This window comes from Spirosoma humi, from assembly GCF_054776575.1.
Map to the genome: position 1 here is coordinate 926,099 of NZ_BAAHBR010000008.1, position 25,695 is coordinate 951,793.

Sequence of the window (25,695 nt, forward strand, 5' to 3'; positions counted from 1 at the left end):
TGCTTTATAGCTTGGTCGATACGTCGGATAAACCAACTTTCTCTTCCGTAAACGTCAGACTGATCTGTACCCCGTTTATCTGGTTGATGTGCAGCTTGCCACCCAGTTGTTTGCTGAGTCCCCGAATCAGGCTCATGCCCAACGTGCGACTTCGGTTCGGATTTAAATCAGGCGGAAACCCCACGCCATCATCACTGATCGTGAGACGATACACCTGATTGGCCACGACAGTAAGGTCGATGCTAAGACTTCCTCGTTGATTGGAAGGGAAAGCATACTTCAGGGAGTTGGTAACAACTTCATTTAGAATAAGGCCCAATGGCACCGCCAGAATGACGTCGAGATGAATGGGCGCAATGGCTATTTTTTTGATGACCGTATCTTGCCGGGCAAACGTAACCAGTAAATAATCGACGATTTCCTCAATGTACTCCGCCACTGGAATCGTAGCCAGCCGGTCCGATTGGTAGAGTTTCTGGTGGGTAAGGGCCATAACGTGCACCCGGTTCTGACTCTCCTGTATGGCTGAAAGAGCAGCCTTATCTTTCAGATAAACACCTTGCGAGTTGAGCAGACTGGTGATTATCTGTAGATTATTTTTAACCCGGTGATGAATCTCTTTGAGCATCCATTCTTTTTCCTCCAACAGATTTTCTTTGTCATTCAGAATAGACTGAAGTGACTCATTTTTCTGGTTGATTTCAAGCTGCTTGGCTTCCAGCAATTTATTGCTACGTTGCTTTAATCGGTACTGATTATAACTGACTCCCAGCAAACCCAACAATAAAAAAGTACCCGCTAATATGCCGTTGCGCGTTGTTTTTTCCTGCTCCAGTTCCTGCTGCTGACGCTGTATTTGCTGCACCTTTTGGGTCGTGGCATACTTAACTTCCAGTTCCGCAAACTGCCGGCTTTTTGCTTCATTAAAAATCGAATCATTTAACGCTTTATGTTGCCGGAAATGGGTAATGGCCGACAGGTAATTTCCCTCCGTAGAGTCTATTTTAAACAGCATGAGGTGAATATCCTTTACGGTCGACGGCGCATTTTTTTGGGGCGTAAAAGCGAGGGCTTTTCGTAAATAAAATCCAGCTTTTTTGACATCATTACGATTTAGATAAAACTCACCAACCTCTTTGGGTGCTTTCTGTGCCATTTCGAAGTCATTACCCGATTTACTATACCAGGCAATGGCTTCCAGATAGTGTTTCTCTGCCTGTTTATAATTACGCAAGTCATTGTAGCAATAAGCAAACGTTTGTGCAATACACCCTCGCTGAATGTTTGTAACGGGCGGGATTTCTTTAACAAGATTCACGATCAACCGAAGTGCTTCCTGCGTTTTGTGGTGTCTGATTAAATCCTGTACAATAAGGCTTGCCGAATAATATAATGAATAGTTCGGCAGCTTCCCCTGTCGCCATTGCTGAAGCGTCTTTTTAAACCAATAAATGCTTTGATCCTGTTTGCCCAGTTCCATATAGATTTCGGCAATAGTCCCGTAAAAGCTGGCCGCAGCCAGGGTGTCTTGGGTTTTGTTCATACTTTCCAGGCATTGCAGCGAATAGAAAAGCCCTTTCTCGAAATTTCCTTTTAATCGGCTAACACTGGCTAACGAACTATAGACGTAATGAAGTTTAGGATACTTGATCGATTTGTATCGCTGTAGAACGGTCAAAAATTCGCCTTCAGCTACATCCAGCTCGCCCAGATCCGCATGCAGACCCGCAATTTGCTCGGCCATCTGAATTTCTTTCTCCGGTTCTTTTAGTTCTTTATACAGAGCTTCAGCCTGGTGATAACCAGCAATAGCTTTGGGATAATTTCGGGTAATGTACCGCTGAGCAGTGGCGAACCGGTAAGTAGCGTCGGCTTCGGTCCTTTTATCACCCGTTCGGTGGCAATCGTCAATTAACGTTGAAAAAACAGACTCTGCGCGCTGAAAATCGCCCCACTCCATATAGGCAATGGTCAGTAGGCTTTCTGCCTCATGTTTTTTATTTAGTAGGTGCAATGAATTACTCAGTACTGCTGCCTGGCGTAAATAGCGCATCGCACTGTCTAAATCAGTTTTGACCTCACCGGCTTTATAGATTTGAAATTTACCTAATTCCAGTAAGGCCGTGAGCCGTGATGTATCAGTCGTGCTTTGTTGCAGTCTGATCATCAATTGATTGGCCATTTTTTGGGTAATATTCTGACCCGACGTGCATAATGGGATGGCCAACTGACAGACGAACCAAAGTAAAGCTGGCCCAACAAGTCGTGCTGAATGCCTGCCTGCCAACTTATTCGCCCGTGAAAAAAGGAATACCCAAGTAGACATCAATTGTGCTCGTTAAAAATCATACTATATCCAGCGCTTGTTATCGGCATCGGATACAACCATTAGGCTTCGATTAAATTGGGCTGAACTAGCTGTTCAGCGGTAAATATCAGACTAATCTGAACGCCATTGAGCTGGTTGATCTGCAATTCGCCCCCCAGTTGTTTGCTAAGTCCCCGAATCAGGCTCATGCCCAGCGTGCGACTTCGATTCGGATTCAGGTCCGTCGGTAAGCCTATGCCATCATCGCTGATTAAAAGCCAGTAGTCCTGGTAATCCAGCCGTTTCAGCTCAACCTGTATGTTTCCACTTCGCCCCGAAGGAAACGCATATTTCAATGAGTTCGTGATGGCTTCGTTAATGATTAGGCCAAGGGGAACGGCTAAGGTAACATCCAAATCGACCGGTGAAACGGCAATGTGCTTGTTTATACTGGCTTTTATATCAAATGTACCCATGAGGTATTCGACAATTTCACTGATGTACTCGGCCATCGGGATGCTGGAAAGCCGATTCGATTGATACAACTTCTGATGAATTAGCGCCATGGCATGAACCCGGTTCTGACTCTCGCGGATTGCCGCCAGGGCCGCTTGATCTTTCAGGTACGTGGATTGAGAGTGGAGCAGGCTGGTGATGATTTGCAGGTTGTTTTTCACCCGATGGTGAATCTCCCGAAGCATCCATTCCCGTTCCCGTAATAAGTGTTCCTGGTCATGGACCGCTTTTTGAAGGGATTCATTCTTTTGATTAATTTCCAGTTGTTTGGCTTCCAGAAGTTTGTTGCTACGTTGTTTGAGGTGATAGCGATTAAAGCTTAGTCCGAGCAGGACAATCAGCATGATCGTGCCGACAATAATACCGTTTCGGGTAGTAAGTGCCCGTTGTAACTGAGTCTGTTGCAACAGGCTTTGCTCTCTCAAGAATTGAATATTCTGCTGACTTCGCTTTAGATGCTGATCTTTCTTTTCGCTTTCAAACTCGATTTCCAACTGGGCGATCTGCCGACTTTTCGTGGTCGTCAGTAAGGAGTCCTGCAAGGCTTTATAGCGTTGGTAATGCTGAATAGCAGCGAAATAATTGGCCTGGGACGAATCCAGCCTGAACCATTGTAAATGATTATTAGCCAGCGCCATAATCGATCCGTTCGACTGGCATCTAGACTCATTAAGGGCCAGGTAGCGACGGGCCTGCTGATACTGCCCGCTTTTGGTGAAGAAGGCAATAACGGCCTGATAAATCCGGGCGCGGCCTAAACTTCCTATCCCCCTTTTCGCGAGCAAATCCAAAGCCTGGTCGCAATACACCTGCGCTAGTTTAAACTGATTGAGCTCGGTATAAATGGAAACAAAACGAAAGTAGATCAGCAGTTGACTTTCTGCGGTCGTTGGCGGATACTGCAGGGTTTTTTGCTGTAGATATTGAAGCGCCTTCTCCGGCTTTTGTTGTTGAAGTAATAAATCGGATAGGTTGCCCACCAGATGTAAGATATAGGCGTTGTTAGCATGTTTTAAGGCAATAGCCAGCGACTTCTGAAAATAGAATTTTGCCTGTTTAAACCGGCCCATTCCATAATAGGTGAGGCCAACCCGGTTGTAGATGGTACACATGGATAACGAACTATCCTTTGTGGCTTCGGCGGCTCGAACAGCCATCAAGCCGAAGGCAAGGCCTTCTTTGTAATCACCCAGCTTGGTTGAAACGAAACCGAGCAGATCGTACACCATGGCTAAATCGGTGTGGCCAATGGTGCGGAATAACGCAAGGGCACTTTGTAATTCGGTTAGGGCTAGCGCATAATTTTCCTGTATCTGATGGAGATCAGACAGTTCCTTATACATATCGGCCTGTTTTACTTTGTCATTGCCCCGTGTGAAATATGCCAGTGCTTTTTCGTAGTAACTAATTTTTTTCGGTAGTTCCTCTCCTTCGAGCGTATAAAAACGGGCCTGATTCATGTACACATACCCAAGCTGTTTCCATTGATTATGGCTTGAAAAAAAGTTGATTGCCTGTTGAGCATACATTCTGGCTTTGGGGAAGTTTCCTTTTTCCAGCCAGATCAGAAACAAGGTGTAATTGGCTTCGCCCAGGCAGGATGCATAACCCAATGACTGGCTCAACCTGCCGGCCTGCTTACTCAACTGTAGTGCCGTATCTAAATCGTGCGCTTCTTCACCTGGTTTAAGGACGTAGCACTGACTGAGTTGCAGGAGTACGTTCACCCGGTTGGTATCCCGGTTGGTATCCTGTTTACTAACGGATAGTACTCGTTGTAAACTGTCAATCTGGTATGGAGCCCATTGAGCTTTAGCAGCTATAGCTACCAGTGTCCATAATGTCAGGAAAATGTACTGCTTCATCTCAATAAAAAAGATACTCGGGTTTTCAAGTTCGGCTTACTTCTGTCCAGTAATCGATCAGCACTACAAAAATGAATCCTGATTGACGGGCTGGGGCTAAACCGCATTCGTGAATTCAAGGGGGCAACAATTCATTTTCGGGCTCTGAAAAAAATGGAGTTGTACGACTTTTTACGAAGTGTCTGGAGGTGTTTGGTTTCTGAACAATTCCGATAACGGAGCCTCAATCGCGTTAAAACGCGCTCCCAATAACCCTATGCCCACTTTCCGATTCCGTTAGCCAGTTTGGCAACTATGGCATTCAAGTTGACAGGACTTTACGGGTAAGTAGTTGACTCTCATAATTGATTAAGAGCCATGAAATTCATCGTTACCTTCTTCCGAACGGTTTTCGGATTCCCTCTCGTTACGGTTATCCAGGGTCTCCATGTCCGCCTGCTCAACGACTGGATCTCCGAGCCTGGCAGTGCGTTCTTACATCCACAATGCACCTGGAAACTGGCGGATGGCCATCCCAATCAAGGTGCCTATGTGGGTGTTGATTTTTTAAAATGGTATAATGACCAGTTGGCAGGTACATATTGGAAATGGAACGAGGTAATCAGTGATATTATCGGTTCGTCAATTGGGGGAATTATTGTTGGTGAGTACCAGTTTCAGTATGAGCCAGATGGCCCCTTGTTTACGGCCCCCTTTACGCATTTCTATAAGATCCGAAGGGGAAAAATTACGGACATTCGGTATTTTATGGGTAAAGTGAGCAAGTGTGAAGCCAGTTACCAGGCAATCGAACTGCCAACCCTTGTTTATTTTTGCTCACTCAACTGACAAACGTCATGCACTTGAAAAGTCCATCGGCTTAACGCATGTCTGAAGATGACGCTGGCGGCTGAACGGAAAGAGTTTTTCGAATGCCCAGTTTTTCCATCCGATACTCGAGTGTCGTTGGTTTTAAATTCAACAATTCAGCCGCTCCACCACTTCCCCGAATTCGCCCATTGGTTTGTTTTAGAATGGCCAGGATGTAGTCCCGTTCTGTTTCCTGCTGAATCTGTTTAACATCCTGTAAATCCTTAGGCGTTGAGTTTCCCTGTTTTAAACTGGCTTCCGATTGGGTTACAGGTTCCGACATTGTCAGGGAAAATAAACTATTGATCAACGGGCGGCCCAGCGTTAGTGGCGATTGCCCGTCGTTGATAATGACAGCCTGTTCAATCACATTTTCCAATTCCCGGATATTGCCGGGCCAACTGTAATTGATCAGCTCGTTGAGGGCGAGTTCACTAATCCCTCGAAATGGCTTTCCTAGTTTGCGGGCCGATCGTTGGGCGAAAAATTGGGCTAATAGGGGAATATCGCCAGGCCGTTCGCGTAAAGAGGGGAGGGTTATGGGAAAGGTAGCCAACCGAAAATACAGGTCCATTCGAAAACGCCCTTCGGCAACTTCTTTTTCCAGATACCGATTGGTGGCCGCTACGACGCGCACATCCGTTTTAATGGGACTCTTACCACCTATCCGCTCGATCTCTTTTTCCTGGAGTACGCGCAGGAGCTTGGCTTGTAATTCCAGGGGCATTTCGCCTATTTCATCCAGGAAAATAGTGCCCCCGTGCGCCAGTTCAAACTTACCGATCCGCTTCTCAAAAGCGCCCGTGAAAGCCCCTTTTTCATGACCAAACAGTTCTGACTCGATCAACGTAGCGGGCAAAGCGGCACAGTTGATTTTTACCAGAATTTTATCTTTCCGGGCTGACAGGTTATGCAGCGCCCGGGCTATGAGTTCTTTTCCGGTGCCGCTCTCGCCTAATATAAGTACCGTCGTATTGGTATTGGCTACCTGAGTAACCTGATCAAAAACGCGTAACAGCCGTTGGCTCCGACCAATGATCTCTTCAAAATTGGCCAGCGTTTTTACTTCCTCCTGTAAATAATTGTTTTCCCGTTTGAGCTGTTCACTCAGCCGGGCCACTTCCTCGAAGGCCAGCACCCGCTCCAGCATCAAAACGATCGGTTGTTCCAGCCGTTCCAGCAGGCTGAGATGCCGAGAAAGATAGATGTCAGGTTTACGACTTAGAAAGGAGATATAGAATGCATCCGCCGATCCCACATGGAAGGGCATCACCAAGGCTGATTCAAGTCGGAACGTTTTTGCCAGTAGTTGTATCAGGCGATTCTGCTGACAGAAAACACCAAAGGTATCCTCCGTATAGCGCACAGGACCGGCAGGCACGTGTTCCGTCTGAAGCTGAAGAAGTTGATCGACGTTTGTAGCGGTCATTTGCTGGATGTCCGTCAGCCTAATCGTTTGATACTCCTCGAAGCCAACCCGGTAGTAATTAAAACACTGCGTTGTACCTTTCTTCTGGTATTGAATCGAGAGGAAATCGAACGGTACCTGCGATTGAAGAATCATCGCTGCACTCAGCAGCTTTTGCTCCCAATCGGTCGGCGTTGACAGCGCATCGGTCAGGGCAATTTGAAGTGCTTTTTCTTCCCGGAGTCTCATTTCCACACTGTGGGCATACCGGTATCGACTGATTTCCAGGGCTGTAAGAATATCTTTTTCCCGGAATGGCTTAACAATGTAGCCAATCGGCTGTGTGGCCTTGACCGCTTCCAGCACGCTTTTATTATCGTTGGCCGATATATAAATAAACGGAATGCTAAGCTCTTCCAGTTGTTTCGCCAGATCAATGCCCGTTTCTTTTCCTTTCAGATAAATATCTAGCAAGACGATATCGGGCGTTTGCTGGCCCATGAGCGTTAACGCTTCAGCGACGGAGTCGGCAACTCCGATGACTGGATAGCCTGCTTCATCCAGGATGAGTTCCAGATCATTGGCAATAATGTATTCATCTTCGACGATTAAAATTTTGCAAGCCGAGGTTAGCGAAAGAGGAGAGTTAACTGGTGATTGCATAGTCCGGAATGAGTTTGAGGATAGCATGCACTGACCGCGTTTTCATACGATACAAGAAGTATTCCTCTTAGCGAGCAGGGTATGAAAACTAGCTACTTTACTTAGGTAGGCCCTGAGAACAAGGATAAATAACGGTGTAATCGATTAAAAATTAATGCCCCATCATGCGTACATCGGTCCGATTCTGTTGCTGAAACCGCGCACCGGCTACGAAAAATACTGAAATCTCCAGTATTTCTGGAGTTCTCCAGGGTAAAAAAGCGAGCTGGAGGAATGGGCAAAATCTAACGGGATAGACTATTGATTGACATTGAGGAATTTGATCCGATGAATCAAATCAAATTTCTGTTGTAGATGAACCTCGAAAGCTGGCACTTACCTTGATATGAACTAGGGCAATGTGGTTTACCTTAGCATGCTTATGGCCAATCCCAAGCCAATTATCGAGGTTGTTTATGGTGTTTTTGCCGATTACAATCTCAGTCGGATACTGCCTGTGCTGGATGAAAAAATCGTGCTGTATAATTCTGAATACGGGCCTGGTGGTCGCGAATACTACGGCAGAAGTGGTTTTTTAACAATGATGTCGGATCTATATGCCATCTGCGAGAATCCCAGTGTGAATTCGCTCGTCTATTTTACGCCTGATAACGACCAGTGGCCGCCGGACACTATCGTTACAACCGGTTTTTTTGAGGGTACACTTTTGATCGACAATGAACTTGCCAGTTTGCCTTTTGTGCATTACTGGCAGATAAAAAAGGAGCGGATCGTTGAACTAAGAACGTTTAGCTGGAATTCTGCCAAACTACTCAACCGATTGCAGCGCACGACCAAAGGACCAAATCTGCCGTCGAACGGGCATAACGGCACGCAGTGAATCGTAGCGCCTGATGACAACAAGCACGCATCCACTTAAAACGGTTCTTTTGTTACTGATTTTTGCCGCTGGCTGGCTCAGATTAAGACGCAGTTTCTGCTGATTGAAATCCCCTCTTTTTACTGGAATATCGTCTGTTTATACCGCTCTGATCGGTCCCGTACGCCGTAGGTTTGTGGCGGCAAAAACGGATAAGTCATTTAACCAGAATTACTCATGTGGATAATTAAACGCGTCCTGACAGGCGTATTACTCAGTATTCTAATGGCACTTTCGCAAACCGAAGAGGCATCGGCTCAGCCTGCCGGGGTAAAAAATGTGGTTCTTATTCACGGCGCTTTTGCCGATGGCTCCAGTTGGGCAAAGGTTATTCCACTGCTGGAAGCCAAAGGGCTTCACGTAGTCGCTGTCCAGAATCCGCTCAGCTCATTGGAAGACGATGTAGCAGCCGCCAAACGGGCCATTGCCCTGCAGGATGGGCCGGTTCTGTTGGTGGGCCATTCGTGGGGTGGGGTCGTCATCTCTGAGGCAGGCACTGATCCCAAAGTGGCGGGTTTGGTCTACGTAGCAGCTTTTGCACCCAATGATAACGAGTCCCTGGTCGATGCCTCGAAAGCCTTCCCACCCACACCTGGGCTTGGCGAAGCCAAACCCGATGCGGCTGGCTTTCTCTCCCTGACAGCCAAAGGAATCCACGAAGATTTTTGCCCGGATTTACCAATAGCAGAGCGTAAAATCGTATTGGCGACGCAAGGTCCCTGGTCCTCTTCCTGTACGACGGCAAAAGTGAGCAAAGCCGCCTGGAACGTGAAACCTTCCTGGTATATCGTCGCTAGTGAGGATCGGATGATCAACCCGGATCTGGAACGTCATTTTGCCAAGACAATGAAGGCAAAGACACTGGAAGTTAAAGCGAGTCACGTACCCATGTTGTCACAGCCTAAACAGGTGGCTGATTTCATTAGCGAAGCTGCCCGTAAGGTAAGTCCGCAGTAGTTGATCGTAGTCAATACACAGCCCTAAAATCAAGTTTTACATTCACCATTAAATCCCAAAAACATGAGCAAGATAACCGTAAAAGACGGAACAGAAATTTACTACAAAGATTGGGGCACGGGCCAACCCCTTGTTTTTCACCACGGCTGGCCTTTATCCAGCGATGACTGGGATACCCAACTGATGTTTTTTGTAAACCAGGGGTTTCGCGTCATCGCCCATGATCGCCGGGGGCATGGCCGCTCGTCTCAATCGTCCGAGGGCCATAATATGGATACCTATGTAGCGGATGTGGCGGAGCTTATCGCTTTCCTTGATTTAAAGGATGCTATTCACATTGGCCACTCAACGGGCGGGGGTGAAGTGATTCGCTACGTAGCCAAACACGGCAAAGGCCGGGTCGCCAAAGCCGTGCTCATCAGTGCGGTTACCCCGTTGATGGTACAAACCGAGGCCAATCCAGACGGTATTCCTGTATCCGTATTTGATGAAATTCGGGAAGGTACGGCTACCCATCGTCCTCAATATTTCCAGGATTTTACTCTTCCTTTCTATGGGTACAATCGGGAAGGAGCGAACGTATCACAGGGTATCCGGGATAATTGGTGGCGCCAGGGCATGATGGGCAGCATCAAAGCGCATCACGATGGAATTAAAGCGTTTTCAGAAACAGACTTTACGGAAGATCTTAAAAGCGTGGATGTGCCCGTTTTGGTGCTGCATGGCGAGGATGACCAGATCGTTCCCTTTCCTATTTCCGGAGCGAAGGCGGTCAAATTATTAAAGCATGGGAAACTGATTTCGTATCCGGGCTTCCCGCATGGTATGCCCACCACAGAAGCGGCAACCATCAACGCCGATCTATTGGCATTTATCAACGCCTGATAAATCGATAGCTTCAGATGCTACAAAAGGCTGCCATTTTCTAATGGCAGCCTTTTGTAGCATCTGAAAACCACGGTTACAGGTACTCCCTGATGCCGCGACCCATCTTTTTTCACGAACTGCCCTTCAGCTCGCCTTTATCTACCCCGTGCTATGAAAGAATTAATCGGTTCGACGGTGGGATCAATCAGCCAATGGGTTGTTTGCGAAAAGAAAAACGTCCTGACGATTGTGTTTGTGCTACTCTGCACGTTGACTACGAATGGGCAGACTATAAGCCGGCAGCAGGTAAATCGGCTCCTGATAGATGTACAAAAAAGCAGCGCAGATGAACGCAACATTCCTGGTTTAGTCGAGCTGGGAAAGTTTCACATATACAAGCCGGGGGAGTCGAGGACCGATCTGGATAGTGGCCTAACCTATTTGTATCAGGCAAAAAAAATAAGTGATTCACTCCGTTTAGTCCGATGGCAACACGAGATAGAAAGTCTGTTGGTCATCGCCGAAATGGAAGGGAAAAACAATGAACTTGCTCAACTACGCTTCCGTCGGCTACTGGATGAATGCCAGCGGACAGGCGATAAGCGAACAGAAGCGGTAGCCAGGTTCAGAAACGCCATTTGGTTAAGAAATATCGATACGGATTACCGCCATATCATTGATCAATTTGGCCAGGCGGCAACCATTTACAGAGCCATAAACGATCCGCAAAGTGAAATTTCAGCCCTAAAGGAAATCGCCGTTACGTATTTGATTCAGGGCGACAATGATATTGCCGAGGCCCGATTACTGGATATAGTGAAGCGGTCTAAAGCCATTAATTACCCAAAACTCTGTGATATCTATAATTTGTTGGCTGTCGTTGGCCGGTTAAAAGGTGAGTTGAATAAAGGGCTCCTTTATTCACTTTTATGCATCGACAGCATGAACAAGACGGGCGATACAGCCTCCGCGGCTACTTACTATGGTGATCTTGCCAAAATTTACATGGACATAGGGAGCCATAGCAAAGGGCTGGAATGGTATAGGAAATCGCTCACCAAATGGCGACAGGAGCGACAACCTACGTACGCCCTCTACAACACCGCCGGTGTCATTAGCCAGGATCTTATTGCTCACCATAAGCCCCGGGAAGCATTGCGTTTGTTGACTACCCTCATCAACGAAATACCGACCAATACGATGGTTCAAAAAGGGTGCGTTGCTCAGAATTTAGCCTATTGCTACGAAGCGCTCCACACCTATACGCTGGCGGAAAAATACTATCTGGAAGCTATTGGCTGCTATAACCGAGACAAGCTGGATGATGAGAAGGCACAGAAAGCGCACCTGGACCTGGGAGCCTTTTACTTCAAACAGAAACGATTGGCGGAAGCCCGTAACCATGTAGAGAAAGCCTTGCGCATTTTGCCACAAAAGAGTACGCTGCTAACGGTTCGGGACAGCCATTATCTATTATTTCAGATAGACTCCATTCAGGGTAATTATCTGTCGGCCATCGGCCATTTTCGTCGGCACAAAGCCTTGAACGATTCACTCTTTAACGAAACGAAAAGTAAGCAGATTGCCAGTCTGCAAATTCAATACGACACTCGCCAAAAAGAACAGGACATTGCCTTACTGACCAAACAGAGTAAACTACAGCAAAGCGAACTGAAGCGAGAGCAATCGACGCGTAATGGCATTATTGCAGCCAGCATGCTGCTGGCTGGCCTGCTGGGGGTAAGTTATAGCCAGTTCCGGCTAAAAAAACGCAGTAACCAGCTTCTCCAGGCCCAACAGATAGAGATCAATCAGAAAAATCAGTCCCTGAGCCAGCTTTTGGAAGAAAAAGAGTGGATGCTCAAAGAGATTCACCACCGGGTGAAAAACAACCTTCAGGTTATCACCAGTTTGCTCAACTCGCAGTCAAGCTTTCTTCGTGACCCAACAGCCCTGGCGGCTATTCGGGAAAGCCAGTATCGGGTGCATGCCATGGCTCTTATCCACCAGAAACTGTATCAATCCGATAATCTGGCCTTTGTCGATATGCAGCAGTACATCCACGATATACTTGATTACCTGATTTATTCCTTTAACCGACAAGGTTCAGTACAGCAACAGGTAAGCATTTCGGCCATCCGGCTGGATGTTACATTGGCTACTCCGCTAGGCTTGATTATCAACGAAGTGGTCACCAACTCGTTGAAGTACGCATTTCCGAATAACCGGCCGGGCACAATTTCGGTCAGTCTTCTTCCATTTGAGAACCAGGCTTACCGGCTAACGTTAGCGGATGATGGCATTGGCTGGCCCGATGGGTTCAACGCGGAGCGGAAGAAAACCCTAGGTCTGTCTATGATTCGAGGATTGAGTCGGCAAATTGGCGGCCGCCTGGACATAAGTCAGCACGAAGGCGTACACATCCGGTTGGAGTTCAGTCAACTAAAGAGAACGCAGCCAGGCCGGGGCAATGTCGTTTAAACGCCTTTTCGTGGCTGTCGTCAGCGTAGCAGCTACTCAACTTACATCTGCACGTTGCATCCATGTACGCACATTGGCGCTAAAGCCGAAGAGACCGATAGAATTCTTCCCGAAATGACACAAAAGAGCCAGCCTAAAAGGACTGGCTCCTGAAAATAATTCACCGACTGTAAGATCGCATTGTCAAGCCGACTAGTGCTTACAATACCTCTGATAAATGCTTGTAGTTAGCTTTCACTATATCCAGTACCTCGTCCATACGCCCACCCAGAATTAGTTTGCTCATCGTCAGTGTATACCCTTTAAACTGGTTCCATTCTACTTTTGGGGGCATCGCTAAAGAAGCTGGATTCGTAAAAACATCGATCAGAACCGGCCCCTCTTCGGCAAACGCTTCCGTTAACGCCTTATTCAGATCGGCCGGTTGACGAACTGTGATGCCTTTGAAGCCCATCGCCTGTGCTACCAGGGCAAAATCAGGATTTACCATATCGGTTTCGTTATCCGGCAGCCCCTGCACCTCCATCTCCAGCTTGACCATGCCCAGCGCCCGGTTGTTGAATACAATCACTTTTATGGGCAGTCGGTATTGTTGAATTGTGGCCAGGTCGCCCAACAACATCGACAGGCCCCCGTCGCCACAGAAGGCAATAATTTGCCTGCCCGGATACGTAAGAGCTGCCCCGATGGCCATCGGCATCGCATTTGCCATAGAGCCATGATTAAACGATCCCAACATGCGCCGTTTGCCCGTGGCCTGTACATAGCGGGCACCCCAAACACAACACATACCTGTATCGACCGTAAAAATCGCGTCGTCACTAGCCAGATCGTTGACCGAAGCCGCCAGGAATTCCGGACTAATGGCGTTCGTGCTGCCTTCATCTTTTACATAGGTACGCAAGTGCAGTTTCACCGTATCGTACAAGCTCAGCTGGGCTCGAAGAAAACTATCATCTACCTTTTCTTTTATCAGCGGCAGCAGGGCTATCAGAGAATCGTTGATTTTTCCACAAAGGCCCATGTCCAGCTTGGCCCGTCGGCCGAGCCGCTCCGGCTTCTCGTCAATCTGAATTATCTTATTGTTGACGGGCATGAAAGGCGTGTACGGGAAATCGGTTCCTAACAGCAGAACGACATCGGCTTCGTGCATGCTATGGTAAGCTGAGGGCAGCCCCAGCAGCCCGGTCATGCCCACTTCGTACGGATTGTCATATTGAATACCCATCTTACCCCGGAACGAATAACCGACGGGTGCTTTCAATAAGGCCGCCAGGGCTACGACCTGTTTGTGGGCTTCAGCGGCTCCAATACCGCAATAAATGGCGATTTTGGCCTGTGAATTAAGTAAATTCGCTACCTGTAGTAGATCGTCGTCGGTAGGGCGCATGACAACCTCGGTCCGGTAATTATGCATGGCGCTACTGCTTTCTACCGCTTCCATAGCGGCTACATCACCAGGCAGTCCGAACACGGCCACACCTTTCGCGTGAAGCGCGTGCTGAATAGCCGCCTGCAACATGCGGGGAGCCTGGGTAGCGGTGGTCGCTATCTGATTGTAGCAACTGCAATCATCGAACAGCCGTATGGTATTGGTGGACTGAAAATAATCGGTACCAAATTCGATCGTATCGATCGTTGACGCAATGGCAATGACCGGAACGCCGGAGCGGTGGGCGTCATACAGCCCGTTGATCAAATGAACATGACCTGGCCCGCAGCTACCGGCACAACAGGCCAATCCCTCCAGTTCGGCTTCTGCAGCAGCTGCGTAGGCGCCCGCTTCTTCGTGGCGAACGTGTATCCATTTAATGGTACCGTTTCGGCGCACGGCATCGTTTAGTTCGTTCAGGCTGTCACCCGCTACGGCGTAAATACGTTTTACGCCGTTTTCAATCAGCATGTCAACAAGTTGATCCGCTATCTTTTTCGCCATTACGTGGTCTGGTTAGTTTGTTATCAGCTTTACCGTAGGGTCTCCTACCGGCCTCCTTTTTTACTCGAATGCCTCAACTTCCTGTAAACAGACAGCGGTACTTACCCGGAAGTGGCGGAGTTCAGCGGCATGATTTTCCTACGATTACTGGTGCAAACCTATCGATCGACCGGGCGATGGTTACGGTATAAATAACTGGTTTTGCGGTAAAATGCATGGTTTTAGCCAGTCAATTAGCCTGTATTTTGGCATTATCAGGGGGATACTACCCTCTAAACTCCTCACTTTTTACTGCAAACCCCATGATTTGTACTGCTTCGGTAGGTCTCCCGTCCGGTATGTTTGCCTGACGGCTTAGGAGTTAACTATCTATACCCGCCGGAGCGATAAAAACGTAAGAATACCCGAGCTGAGAAATGACGGTAGGAGCCGACTTCAGACATTTTTTTATTAATCACTCCAAACTACCTATTCGTATGACTCATTCACGAATGTCATTCTCTGCACAACGGGTCCATTTATTTTTTTGCTTCTTATTGGTCGTGTTAGGATCGTACAACGAGGTTCTGGCGCAAAGCACCAACCCCTTTAGTGGGACAACCGCCGTAGGCACAGCGCAAACGATTGGTAAAATTGGGAATACGGTAGCGGTGGAGCTCAAAGTTGCCGGTCCATCCGGTCAGAAGACTCCCCTGCAGATTGCTTGTTTGTTTGAATATACTGAAGGAGATATAACTAACTCGCCACCCGCACTACCTGCTTCGGTCAATGGCATGGTTCATTTGGATCAAGCCTTTCACGGCATCATTACGGAGATTCGGAAAAGCGGTCGATTTCAAGGACATGCTCTCGAAACGTTGCTCATTACTCCTGGCGATGGAGTAATTCCAGCGACCAGGCTGCTGTTGATCGGGTTGGGCGACCGAACTAAATTTACGCCTGAACTCATGAAGCAAGTCACGACGGTAGGTTACCGGGAAGCCAGTCGGCTCGGCGTCGACAGCTATTCTCAAGCCAGCGACTTGAAAGATGCTGGTATTGATTCGCCTACCATGGAGGTTGCCAAACAAATGATTGAGGGTCTGTCGGCAGCCTACCAGACACAACGTTACCTACATCAACACAAGCTTAGTTCACCATCGCCTGTTCGAAAACTGACCATCCTGTCTGGCCCGGCCTTCTTCGACATGACCAGGCAGGGGCTTACGGATGCACTGATTAACGTATCTCAGAATTGAACCAACGCTACGGAGAGTCATCCAGAAGTTGTAAAACTTAAGACGATAAGAGCAGCACCGTTGATTGACTTGCCTAAAAACATAGCTGGACTCCAGAAATGTTATACGCAAAGTTTGTCAGCCAGCCTTCCCGGCGAAACACGGGAAAGCCTAGTGGAGCCTCCACTAGGCTTTCCCAACAACTACTTATGATGAACTATAACTCTACGATAGCGGGCCGATTCAACGTCTTTACTCGCTTCGTAAACTCTTGACGGGGTTCATTAGTGCTGCTTTTACGCTCTGGTACATCACCGTGGCCCAGCAGATAACCAGCGTCAGCAAGCAGGCTGCGCCAAACACCCACCCGTGAATAACGGTCCGGTAGGGGAAGCTTTGCAGCCAGTGGTGCATGGCATACCAGGCCACCGGAATCGCAATAGGAAACGAGAGCAGCACCAGCTTGGTAAAGTCCTTGGCCAGCAGTGCCACGATACCCGACACCGATGCGCCGAGTACCTTACGCACGCCTATTTCCTTCACCCGTTGTTCGGCCGTGAACGTGGCCAGCCCAAACAGACCCAGGCAGGCAATCAGAATCGTCAGGACCGAGAATGTCATAAACAACTGTCCACGCAGTAGGTCGGCATGATAAGACGACTCGAAATCCTGATCCAGAAACCTGTAGGCGAAGACTTTGTCGGGATAGGCCTCCGTCCATTGGTGTTTGATGAATGCCAGCGTCTTGTCCACATCATGAGCTGCCAGTTTGATATGCGTGATGGGTAGGGCAGGCCGGTAAAACAGGATCAGCGGCTCAATAGCGTGGTAGAGTGACTGTTGATGGAAGTCGCCCACTACGCCCACCACCTGCGCCGTGGGCGGAGCCGCCTGACCAGCCTGGGGCAATCCGCCCAGCATTACTTTTTTGCCGATGGGATCTTTCCAGCCCATCCGCTTAACGGTGGCCTCATTTACTAAAACGCCGTTGGTAGTATCGGCGAGTAGCTTCTCCGAGAAATTGCGGCCCTTGAGCAGCTTAATCCCCATGGTGTTCAGGTAGTCATGATCGATGGCAGAGGTTTTAAAGGCCATGTCTTTCATTCCCGTGCTGGTCTGGACGCCTAAAATAATTCGGCCGTCAATGTTACTGGCAGTGGCACTGGCGGTCGCTATTTTCTGGACATTCGGGTTACTCAGCAGATGCCGACGCAAGGATTCATACTGGCCCGCGGGTTGTTTATCGTGGTAGTTAATGGTGAGTACCTGGTCACGATCATACCCCAAATTCTGGCTTTGCATGAAATCGAGTTGCTGGAACACAATCCAGGTACAGATGAGCATAACCAGCGATATAGAAAACTGGACTACCACGAGTGCTTTACGAAACAAGTTACCACTCAGTCCTTTCACCGCCCCCTTCAGCACCAGCGCCGACTCAAACGCCGACAAATAAAAGGCGGGGTAACTGCCGCTGGCAAAGCCCGTAAAAACAACAATACTTAGCGAGATGAGCAAAAATTGCGGCTGTGCCAACTGGTGGAGTTCGATCTCTTTTCCCGAAAGGGTGTTGAAAAAGGGCAGGGCTATCCAGACCATCACCACGCTGAGCAGCAAGGCCAAAACCGTTATCAACACCGATTCGGTCAGAAATTGCCCAATTAAAGCTGTCCGCGCCGATCCCATCGCTTTGCGTATACCCACTTCCTTGGCCCGGCGGGCTGAACGGGCGGTGGCGAGGTTCATGTAGTTGATACTGGCTAACAACAGGATGAAAAAGGCCACCGCACTGAACGTATAGATATAGCTCATGCTACCGTTGGTTTCCCCGTCAAAGGTGGAGTCGAGGTGAATGCTGGTCAACGGCTGCAACTGGTAAGCGATGGTGATACCGAGTCGCCTAAAATAGGAGGCCATATAGGCTTGGTAAAGCTGCGGTGATTTCCCTTCGATTACGGAGGGGTTGGCACCTTTCGCCAGCACAACGTAGCTGGTTACCCAGAAGTTAGCCCAGTCGTGATCTCGCCGTTCCCGAACGCTGAGCGAGGTGAGCGCCTTGAACCGAAATTGCGAGTTTTTGGGCACATCTTCGATCACCCCCGTTACCTGATAAGCGGTTGTATCGTTGGTACGAAGAATTTTTCCGAGTACGTTGGTCGAGCCAAAAAAACGCTTGGCCAGGGTACGGGTCAGCACCAGGCTACCCGGTGCGTGGAGCGCCGTTTTTGGGTCACCCGCGAGGAAAGGGTAGCTGAAAATGTCGAAAACCGTGGAGTCAGCCGCGAAGATGTGGTCTTCAGTAAATCGTTCGCTGCCCAGCTGAAACGTAGTCGGGCCTGGGAAGAAGCGCACGTAATTTTCTACTTCGGGGTATTTCTGATTCAGGGTAGTGGCCACCGGGGCCTGAATCCCTACCCAATGATTGACTTTTTCCGGCTCGTGAATCTCCGTCACAACCCGGTATATCTGATCGGCTTTTGTATGGTATCGATCATAACTCAACTCGTCGGTTACGTATAGCAACAGCAATAGCCCACAGGTAATGCCAATGGTTAACCCAAGAATATTGATAAGGCTATAGAACCGGTCACGGCTTAAATTGCGCCAGGCAATTTTGATATAGTTAGTAAGCATATTGGAGGTAAACGGCGCGCGCCAACTTATTGATAGTTGACCTTTTGTCAATTATTGTGCCACCACCAATATAAGCTCTTTAGGGCTCAGGGAGGACTGTTTGCTAAGCATGCCTGTACGATACCGGACATTTCAGACCACGCAATGTCCGGTATCGTGGTGGCTTAGTCGCTCATGAAAAGCAGAATTTTGACGGACAATTTTTTCTAAAGCATTGCCCTCAATCCAGTCTCAAAGAACACGCCTTGAATGAGGTGCGTATACGTGTCGTTCGCTATTTAGCATACACAAATTCCTCTTTGTAGGACCAGTCTGTCCACCCGTTGTACTCATGCACACTGCGTTGCTGAACACTCGACAGGCGCCCCTGGGCATCGTAGCCATACTGGTATTGGTCCGTTTCTCTATCGAGGCTGGTAACGCCTGATCCAATGAGATAATGTTGCGTGAGCACATTTTGAGGCCACAGATGCAGGCGACTCCGGGGGTTGACCACCTGGTTGTAAAACAACCGATTTGTCGACTTGATCGGCGGCTGGTTTGGGGGGTAGGTCTCTAGCTGGTAAATATCTCCATTTGCCCAGTAGCGAACCTCAACCGGGTAGCCACCAACGGAACTAAACGCTAACCCCGTTGTGTGGCGGGTCTGCTGCAACTGGCCTGCCGTGTCATAGTTATATTGAATCGTCTGATTGAGTTTGAAGGTACCCCCTACGTTTTCATACACCAGAACTTGCCCCAGCCGATGCTGGGCGTCATACGTATACTTGCTGATCGACCCAATGGTGCCAACTTTCTTCGGACTGCTTGCCTGCCCCGAGTAATCAATTCCTGTGTAAACCTGCGCTAAATAACCGTCCTCATAGTGGGCTAGCCGAAGTTGATCATAGCCATAACTAGTATGTTCGCAGGTACTCACCAGGCGGCTTTGTTGATCGTACGTATAAGCCGTATAGTTGTTGCCAGGCGAACCCAACAGATTCCAGCGGATCAAGGTACCACTGGGCCCCTGGCCAGATTTGGAGACGACGGAGAAGTCGAGCCAATCAGGTAGCGTGAGCAGGGAGTCCGGATGCGCACTGACCCGCAACGCGAGGGGGACAGAATCTGCCGAGTCACGTTCAACAAGCTTGGTCTCACAGCCGGTCAGAAGCAGACCGAAAAAAAATAGCCCAACCGTCACGAAACCAGTTATCGTTCGTTGGCAGGATCGATGACGAAGCAGGAAGTGCGAAGAGTAAGTCATAGATTATCAGAAGTAAAAGGAATTATTTTTGATAGACATAGTTAATGAAAAGCAGTTGGGGTTAGTTATGGGTTATTCGCCTGTAGCGATAAAGTAGCCCCCACCAGGTAGGGGTGAATAATTAACTGTCGCTGCGAACTCCAGAGCCGACTGACGCCATACTCGACCGAAGGCCCCACCTGTAATTGATAGGCTTTGGTCAGGGGAATCGATACGCCCGCCGACGCATTAGCCCAAACCAGTGACTGACGCGTATTCGGTACATAGGTGAAGGCCCCGCCCAGTCGGGCGAAGTACGGGCTGGACGGTCCTCCCAATACCCAGTGTTTACGGGCACTGGCCCCCAGCATAAACAGCGCTTCGTTTTCGACTACAGCTTGCTTTAGCGGGGTCACTTCGTACTGATTCAGGCCCACTGATCTAACCTGAAACGTACTGGTCGCCAGATCGTAATAGGCCCAGCGCCGGATGTACCCAACGGATAGTTGATAGACAGCCTGACGCCAAGCCACCCCTCCGCTGAGTTGATAACCCCAGGTTGCTGCGGAAAAAGCTGCAGGGGCATCTACGTGCTGCACATACGTTTCCGGACGAGCGACGGTAGTCATCCACTGATAGGTGCTCACTGGCGTTACCCCAACCAGCCAACGCATCGGTAATTTCTGCCCTGCTGGCTGCTCTAAAAAGGGCTGTGTCACCGTGGAAAGCCTAATCGGCCGAGTTATCGCTTCCATTAAGTGGGTATGGAAAGACAGCGGAATTGGCTGTAGTGAGAGCCGGATGGCAGGCTCGCTCTCGAAGGAATCAGTTGCGAGTGAACCTGGTTTCAGTGGGCCGGACTGCAAGCGATCGGTTGTTGTATGAGGCTGTTCATCAGTACTACTATATTGTTGATCGGTTGTCAGTTGTCGGATTCGGTTGGCCAATCGTAACGGGGTTGGGTCCCGGACGGCAGACCGGCCGTTGGCGGCCCAATGCCGTTTCTGCTTTTCGGCAGGATAAGCGGTGCTGGACAATTGAGTAACCGTCGGGGAGACCATCGATGCCTGTTGCTGATCGTCCACCTTAACAAACGGATGTTTATTGGCCCGTGCTACCTGTTTGTCCCTGCTTCGCGAATTCATGTGAACTGGCAGTGCGGGCTGGTTACCTGTTGATGCATGACTCACTGACGGGATTGATCCTGCCGACGGCCGATAGGTTAGCCCATAGATGCCCACCCCTATCAGAAGTAGAAGCGCCAGACTCAGCAGGACATACCCCCGATAACGGGTTGACTTTTGCGGGAGGTGTTGAAAGATTCGCTTTCGGGATGTCGGCGGAGGTTGTCGCTCCAACCCATCGAATACTTCCTGAAAGTGCGCCCTCAGTTGTTTATCCTGAAAATCATCGGAAGAACTCATGTCGTTCAATGCCTTGTTTTTGAATTAGTTTGATAAGCGATTGCCGGGCCCGGCTGTATTGAGAGCGGGCCGTTGCTTCGGGTATCGCCAGCAGGGCTGCAATCTCGGCATGCGTATAGCCTTCGACTAAATATAAGTTGATGACTACGCGGTAGGTATCGGATAATTGATTGAGCAGCGTTATCAGGGCTTCGCTGGTTTGCTGGTCGATGAGCAACTGGTAATCTTCACTCGTCGGTTCGTCGGTTAACTCATCATACGTAGTAAAGCGTTCCTGCTGACGGGTTGTCCGATTGTAATAATTGATGGCCGTTCGGACCACGACCGATTTTACCCAGTGATCGGCCGCTTCGGGTTTTTCCAACTGATGAATATGCTGGAAAATCTTGATGAACGCTTCCTGAAATATATCCTCTGCCTCAGCACCGGTTTTAGCGTAGCGAACACAAATGCCCATCAATCGTCCTTTATAGCGTTCATAAAACACGTGCTGGGCTTGTGGCTTCTGCTGCTGACAGGCAATGACCAATTGAGTCAGGTCAGCATAGGTTTTTTTGCGAAATAACGCCATCCAGAAAAGTAAGTTAATAACGGGTGACGTTAGATTTCATACCAGATTTAAATAGGTTCGCTTCAAGAGTTCCCCCTGGCCATTAAAAAGCATAAACCAGGTTTGTTTGCCTTTCTGAAGGGTTACCTGATAGGTTTCTAGCTGGTTATAGCTGGTTTTAGCCAGCATCGTAAACTGACCACCTAACCCAAATCCCGCCAGTTCAGGTGTATGCTGTATATAGGTCTGGATTGGCATAGGCAATTGAGTCAGCGCACTTAGCGATTGCAGTTGACCGGGATCATAGACACTAATCAGCACGCCCTCGTCGGTATACTGGAGCTGGCGTGTGCTGCTACTCTGTTTTAGGCTGATAGCGTATCGTTTTTTGCCCTGCAGATCCAGCTGCACGGTTGCAAAACTAAATTCACCCGGCTGTCTGGTAATTGACTCCTGAATGATGGCCGGTAGATCCGCCAGTGTCGTGGTTCGGTACTCCAGTTGATAATAGGGGAACAGTTCGGTAACGTAGGTCGTCGTCGCATTAATCGTCGTTATGGTCCAGCGGAACGTGTAGCGATTACCCAGCCAATCATAATCAGCGAAGACGAACAGGCCATTGTTACTATCATCTTTGAACCAGGAATAATTCTGGACGCGAAGGTTGGAAAATGTTCCCCCATCAATGACAGTGTTACGAACCAACGAGCTTAGTGAATCAGGTACTGAGCGGTTCTCAGTCTGATAGGCAACCAGAAGACGCTGGGTATTGGCGGCCGCTGAGTAGCGGGTCGCTTTTTGGCTGAAGCTCACCTGCCAAACCTGATTTTTCTGAACGGTTTTAAAAATCATTTCATCCGCTTGTGGAAACTGCTCTGTCACGGCCTGAATCGCACTGGAAGGTACTTCGTCGTCCTGAGGGGCAGGTTGTGAATCTGTTACAGGATTGCAGGAGCTGACAGCCACGCAAAGAAGCAATAACCCAATAATTGTTTTTCCGATAAACATAGAGAAGGAATACCTGAATTAACCGAGTGGAAGTCGTCAACTAGATAGACACCCGGTAGCGTTCATTCTGTTGCATGGCCTCGTAATTTTTTCATGTTTTATTGCCTGTAATGATGACAAGCTCCCTGGCGTTCTATCGCCTTACGAAAGGGGTAGCCACATGGGCGGTACAATCTCGGAAAATGCGCTTATTTTGTCTAGTACCGATAGCCCTGGTTGACCACTCGTATCCGTACGATATCCTGGTGCTCACGAAGCCATTAGTTACTTTTGAGTTCAGGGGAAATGTAAATTAGCAACCCAATGAAAATTGCAGTAGCCCAAATAAAGCCATTTAAAGGACGTGTTGCCGCTAATATTGAATTACATAAGCAGGCCATTCAGCTAGCGATTGCTCATAAGGTTGACGCCTTGTTTTTTCCTGAACTATCGCTGACTGGCTACGAACCCAAACTGGCAGAAGATTTAGCCACAACCCCGGATGACGCCCGGTTTGATGGCTTTCAAATGCTAAGCGACGCTCATAAACTCACGATTGGGCTGGGGATGCCCATTCGGAGTAGTGCTGGTATTCATCTCAGCATGATTTTCTTTCAGGCTGGCCAACCAAGGCAAACGTATTCAAAACAGCAGCTACACGCCGACGAGCTACCCTATTTTATTCCTGGACAAAAGCAACTTATCCTCACCGTTGGCGATACCAACATTGCACCGGCCATATGTTATGAAAGTTTGCAAACTGACCATGCCCGGAATGCCTACAAACTTGGGGCTGGGATGTATGTAGCCAGCGTAGCTAAATCACAGCCGGGTATTGCCAAAGCAATGGCCCATTATTCCGCACAGGCCACCCAATTTTCCATGCCCGTTCTAATGAGCAATTGTGTGGGTAGTTGCGACGACTTTGTCAGTGCCGGGCAAAGTGCCATCTGGACAAAAAGCGGTACGTTGGCGAAACAACTTGACGATGTAGGCGAGGGGCTACTAATTTTCGACTCAGAAACAGAAGCCGTACTTGAGCAACGATTGTGATCGCCCCTAATTCCAACTATTCCGGCAAATAGGGAATCACATTGGCAAAGAACTATAGTATGCGATCCGGATTACTCCCACTTCTAAGCTTATTGTTGGCCATAGGCTCCTGTAAAACAGAAGCCTTATCTCCACGTTGCGACAAGGCTGGCGCTTTGGTTAAACAGGTGAAAAACGTAAGCGGTGTGGTTTATTACGATTCCACGCAAAGCAGCTACTATATTCAGGTTCCTAATAGCTTTGATTCTCATGATCTTGGGTACACCTGCAACTTGGCTACTGAATACCAAAAGAATGGTCTGAAGGTTAAATTCAGCGGTACGTATTATCAGAGTGACAAACAAGTCGGTTTTTTCGCAGGTGACAAGAACTATTACTTATCCCTCATGGCCATTCAGGGGCAATGAGGCACCCAATCAGCCCGACGCGCCAAATTCAGGCCTTACTCAATATACGGTGCACCAGGTAAACTTAGATCGTAGGCGATTACCCCGCCCTACTCCTGGGAATCATTCATCGCGTTGTCCAGTATAGCTAGAATTGCCTCCCTCGATTCGAAGCCTAAGGCTGCTTCGGCATTGGGGCGAGTAGGCATCGTTTATGAACAGTTCTCCCGCAAACTAACCGAGTGATTAGGTTATTGACAGTAGATGATCAACGCACATTGATTGTTTGCTAGGGCAACTATTGCTTGGCTTATAATCATCAGGATAGTTGTTTGAAATTGTATATTGTTAGGGATAAATAGACCTAAATGTTACTTTAAATAGCAAAGCCCATAGCCTTTTTTTAATTTTGGCGGCCATGTTTGCGGCAACTGACCATTGATAACTGTTTAACGCACCGGCGTTCCGGTGATAACTGAAATGCAACCTACCCTTTTGATTTTAGCGGCCGGTATGGGCAGCCGTTACGGTGGTGTCAAACAACTTGACCAATTCGGGCCGAATGGCGAAACGATTATAGATTATTCCCTTTTCGATGCTATACGAGCTGGATTTGGCAAGGTAGTATTTATTATACGCGAAGAGCTTCGACAGGATTTCGAAGAGGTGTTCGCCGGAAAGCTGGCGGGTAAACTAGAGGTCGATTATGCTATTCAGTCGCTCAACTCGTATGTGCCGGAAGAATTGGGCGAAGTTAACCGGACAAAGCCCTGGGGAACGGGACATGCCATGCTGTGCGCCAAAAATCACACACACACACCCTTTGCAGTCATCAACGCCGACGATTTTTACGGTCTCGAAGCTTTCCAGTTGATCAGTAACTTTTTGACAACCGACACGGATGACCAACTGCACGCCATGGTGGGTTACGAAGTGAAAAATACCCTGTCGGAGAATGGTTCGGTATCCCGGGGGGTGTGCGAAGTAGCCGAGAATGGCAACCTGATTTCGGTGATCGAGCGCACCAAAATTTACGAACAGGAAAATGGGTCAGCCGATAAGAAGATTGTCTTTGAAGAGGGTGGTAACCTGACGCCACTGGAGCCCAACACACCTGTATCCATGAACTTCTGGGGGTTTAAACCAAGCGTGTTTCCGTTGGTACAGCACCAGTTCGAAAGTTATGCGATTGCGAACATTAATTCGCCCAAAGCTGAATTCTATATTCCAACCGTCATGTCGAACCTGATTCAGACGGATACGGGCCACTGTAAAGTATTCCGGAGTCAATCGGCCTGGTTTGGTGTAACCTATCCCGAAGACAAGCCCGTCGTACAGGCTGCTCTAAAAGAACTACACGACGAAGGTGCTTACCCAGATAAACTGTGGTAACTAATAGTGGTATAAGCGTTTAGTCTTGCGTCATCAATCAATAAAAATACCCCAATAA

Annotated in this window: 18 protein-coding genes; 9 read left to right on the forward strand and 9 right to left on the reverse strand. The window is 48.5% G+C overall.

The window, feature by feature from the left end:
* Window positions 1–4 precede the first annotated feature (4 nt).
* Window positions 5–2,167: a tetratricopeptide repeat-containing sensor histidine kinase gene (locus ACYU8Y_RS12590; RefSeq protein WP_460937643.1), complete on the reverse strand. Its 2,163-nt coding sequence runs from the start codon at window positions 2,165–2,167 to the stop codon at window positions 5–7.
* Between the two features lie 221 nt (window positions 2,168–2,388).
* Window positions 2,389–4,689: a histidine kinase dimerization/phosphoacceptor domain -containing protein gene (locus ACYU8Y_RS12595; RefSeq protein WP_460937645.1), complete on the reverse strand. Its 2,301-nt coding sequence runs from the start codon at window positions 4,687–4,689 to the stop codon at window positions 2,389–2,391.
* A 357-nt stretch (window positions 4,690–5,046) separates the two neighbouring features.
* Here ACYU8Y_RS12595 and ACYU8Y_RS12600 point away from each other — a divergent pair, with 357 nt between their 5' ends.
* On the forward strand, window positions 5,047–5,517 hold the full coding sequence (locus ACYU8Y_RS12600; RefSeq protein ID WP_460937647.1) for a nuclear transport factor 2-like protein: 471 nt from the start codon (window positions 5,047–5,049) through the stop codon (window positions 5,515–5,517).
* Between the two features lie 31 nt (window positions 5,518–5,548).
* Here ACYU8Y_RS12600 and ACYU8Y_RS12605 read toward each other — a convergent pair whose 3' ends face one another.
* Window positions 5,549–7,609, reverse strand: coding sequence for a sigma 54-interacting transcriptional regulator (locus ACYU8Y_RS12605; RefSeq protein WP_460937649.1), 2,061 nt, complete (start codon window positions 7,607–7,609; stop codon window positions 5,549–5,551).
* 421 nt (window positions 7,610–8,030) lie between these two features.
* On the opposite strand from ACYU8Y_RS12605, the gene ACYU8Y_RS12610 reads away from it, so the two are divergent.
* The 4 genes from ACYU8Y_RS12610 to ACYU8Y_RS12625 all read left to right on the forward strand — a co-directional run bounded on the left by ACYU8Y_RS12610 (window position 8,031) and on the right by ACYU8Y_RS12625 (window position 12,833).
* Window positions 8,031–8,489 carry a nuclear transport factor 2 family protein gene (locus ACYU8Y_RS12610; protein ID WP_460937651.1) on the forward strand — a complete coding sequence of 153 codons (459 nt, stop codon included), beginning with the start codon at window positions 8,031–8,033 and terminating at the stop codon, window positions 8,487–8,489.
* A gap of 216 nt (window positions 8,490–8,705) precedes the next feature.
* Window positions 8,706–9,485: an alpha/beta fold hydrolase gene (locus ACYU8Y_RS12615; protein WP_460937653.1), complete on the forward strand. Its 780-nt coding sequence runs from the start codon at window positions 8,706–8,708 to the stop codon at window positions 9,483–9,485.
* Window positions 9,486–9,548: 63 nt separating this feature from the next.
* The gene (locus ACYU8Y_RS12620; protein ID WP_460937655.1) at window positions 9,549–10,370 is read left to right on the forward strand and encodes an alpha/beta fold hydrolase; all 822 of its coding nucleotides are present in this window, start codon (window positions 9,549–9,551) and stop codon (window positions 10,368–10,370) included.
* Between the two features lie 153 nt (window positions 10,371–10,523).
* Window positions 10,524–12,833, forward strand: coding sequence for a sensor histidine kinase (locus ACYU8Y_RS12625; protein ID WP_460937657.1), 2,310 nt, complete (start codon window positions 10,524–10,526; stop codon window positions 12,831–12,833).
* Between the two features lie 199 nt (window positions 12,834–13,032).
* Here the strand turns inward: ACYU8Y_RS12625 and ACYU8Y_RS12630 are convergent, their stop codons facing one another.
* Complete coding sequence (locus tag ACYU8Y_RS12630) at window positions 13,033–14,769, reverse strand: thiamine pyrophosphate-dependent enzyme (protein ID WP_460937659.1); 1,737 nt, start codon at window positions 14,767–14,769, stop codon at window positions 13,033–13,035.
* Window positions 14,770–15,260: 491 nt separating this feature from the next.
* Between ACYU8Y_RS12630 and ACYU8Y_RS12635 the strand changes: the two genes are divergently transcribed.
* Window positions 15,261–16,007 carry a M17 family peptidase N-terminal domain-containing protein gene (locus ACYU8Y_RS12635; RefSeq protein ID WP_460937661.1) on the forward strand — a complete coding sequence of 249 codons (747 nt, stop codon included), beginning with the start codon at window positions 15,261–15,263 and terminating at the stop codon, window positions 16,005–16,007.
* 231 nt (window positions 16,008–16,238) lie between these two features.
* Here ACYU8Y_RS12635 and ACYU8Y_RS12640 read toward each other — a convergent pair whose 3' ends face one another.
* From ACYU8Y_RS12640 to ACYU8Y_RS12660, 5 genes are all read right to left on the reverse strand, one after another.
* Window positions 16,239–18,620: an ABC transporter permease gene (locus ACYU8Y_RS12640; protein ID WP_460937663.1), complete on the reverse strand. Its 2,382-nt coding sequence runs from the start codon at window positions 18,618–18,620 to the stop codon at window positions 16,239–16,241.
* A 274-nt stretch (window positions 18,621–18,894) separates the two neighbouring features.
* On the reverse strand, window positions 18,895–19,866 hold the full coding sequence (locus ACYU8Y_RS12645) for a hypothetical protein (protein WP_460937665.1): 972 nt from the start codon (window positions 19,864–19,866) through the stop codon (window positions 18,895–18,897).
* Between the two features lie 65 nt (window positions 19,867–19,931).
* Complete coding sequence (locus ACYU8Y_RS12650) at window positions 19,932–21,269, reverse strand: hypothetical protein (protein ID WP_460937667.1); 1,338 nt, start codon at window positions 21,267–21,269, stop codon at window positions 19,932–19,934.
* Window positions 21,253–21,840, reverse strand: coding sequence for an RNA polymerase sigma factor (locus tag ACYU8Y_RS12655; protein WP_460937669.1), 588 nt, complete (start codon window positions 21,838–21,840; stop codon window positions 21,253–21,255). The genes ACYU8Y_RS12650 and ACYU8Y_RS12655 overlap by 17 nt, the downstream gene beginning before the upstream one ends.
* 36 nt (window positions 21,841–21,876) lie before the next feature.
* Window positions 21,877–22,827 carry a hypothetical protein gene (locus ACYU8Y_RS12660; RefSeq protein ID WP_460937671.1) on the reverse strand — a complete coding sequence of 317 codons (951 nt, stop codon included), beginning with the start codon at window positions 22,825–22,827 and terminating at the stop codon, window positions 21,877–21,879.
* A gap of 303 nt (window positions 22,828–23,130) precedes the next feature.
* Between ACYU8Y_RS12660 and ACYU8Y_RS12665 the strand changes: the two genes are divergently transcribed.
* The 3 genes from ACYU8Y_RS12665 to ACYU8Y_RS12675 all read left to right on the forward strand — a co-directional run bounded on the left by ACYU8Y_RS12665 (window position 23,131) and on the right by ACYU8Y_RS12675 (window position 25,637).
* Entirely contained in the window at window positions 23,131–23,859 is a 729-nt protein-coding gene (locus ACYU8Y_RS12665; RefSeq protein ID WP_460937673.1) for a carbon-nitrogen hydrolase family protein, read from the forward strand.
* A 59-nt stretch (window positions 23,860–23,918) separates the two neighbouring features.
* Window positions 23,919–24,266: a hypothetical protein gene (locus ACYU8Y_RS12670; protein WP_460937675.1), complete on the forward strand. Its 348-nt coding sequence runs from the start codon at window positions 23,919–23,921 to the stop codon at window positions 24,264–24,266.
* Window positions 24,267–24,725: 459 nt separating this feature from the next.
* A complete protein-coding gene (locus ACYU8Y_RS12675) occupies window positions 24,726–25,637 on the forward strand; it encodes a nucleotidyltransferase family protein (RefSeq protein ID WP_460937677.1) in 912 nt (303 codons plus the stop codon).
* Window positions 25,638–25,695: the final 58 nt, after the last annotated feature.